Below are 796 nucleotides of genomic sequence, written 5' to 3'. Positions count from 1 at the left end.
TTGAAATTCCGCGCCAGTTTCTCAAAGCGGGTCGCAATGCTGCGGAAATGCTTCAGTCTGGCAAACAGGTTCTCCACCAAATGGCGTTGCTTGTATATATGCGCATCGAATTCCGGGTTCGCTTTACGACTGTTGGATTTTCTCGGAATGACCGGAATCGCTCCCGCCTGCCTGATGTGGTCACGAATCACCTCGGCATCATAGCCCTTGTCTGCAATGATATGTTGCGCTGCTTTTAGCTTGCCGATCAGCTTCGGTGCAGCTTTGGCATCGTGGACTTCACCCCCAGTGATTTCAAAATCCACCGGATTTCCATGCGCGTCGGCTGCCATGTGAATCTTGGTGGTGGCTCCTCCCCGCGATCTGCCAATGGCTCGCTCTTCTCCAGCCCGAGCTCCACTCGCATGCTGGTGAGCTCTGACGTAACTTCCGTCGGCAAATAGCCATTCCGTATCAATGTCGCCTCGTAATTCAAAAAAAATTCCGCCCACAACCCCTTGCATGCCCACCGGTTAAAGCGGTTATACGCCGTCTTCCACGGACAGAATTCTTCGGGAACATCCCGCCATGGTGCTCCTGTGCGTAACTTCCACAAAATCGCTTCCATCACTTCTCTGTCGTTCGCCCATTGGTGACATCCCTTGGCGCGCATGGTTGTCTTCAATTGCTGCCAGATATCATCGTTTAATACGCGCCGAACCATTCCATCTCCCTTTTATCCAGGATGGAAGAATCCTGCAAATCAGCAAAAATGTCTACTTGCTGGCTGATTCTATGAAATGAGGACATGCCCTAG

At 51.6% G+C, this 796-nt stretch carries 1 protein-coding gene; it reads right to left on the bottom strand.

The annotated features are described in order from the left end of the window. Positions 1-703, bottom strand: a protein-coding gene (locus H8K47_RS17990) for an IS5 family transposase (RefSeq protein WP_186882724.1) whose coding sequence is annotated in 2 segments (ribosomal slippage) — positions 1-475 and positions 475-703 — 704 coding nt annotated over the 2 segments. Because the reading frame shifts where the segments join, the coding sequence is not laid out codon by codon here. This gene is flagged as partial in the annotation. Positions 704-796 lie beyond the last annotated feature (93 nt).

Source organism: Cognatundibacterium rugosum (assembly GCF_014284365.1).
Taxonomy (GTDB): Bacteria; Pseudomonadota; Gammaproteobacteria; order Burkholderiales; family Burkholderiaceae_D; genus Undibacterium; species Undibacterium rugosum.
Note: the sequence above shows the minus strand (reverse complement) of the source record. Positions and strands in the feature narration are given on the sequence as shown.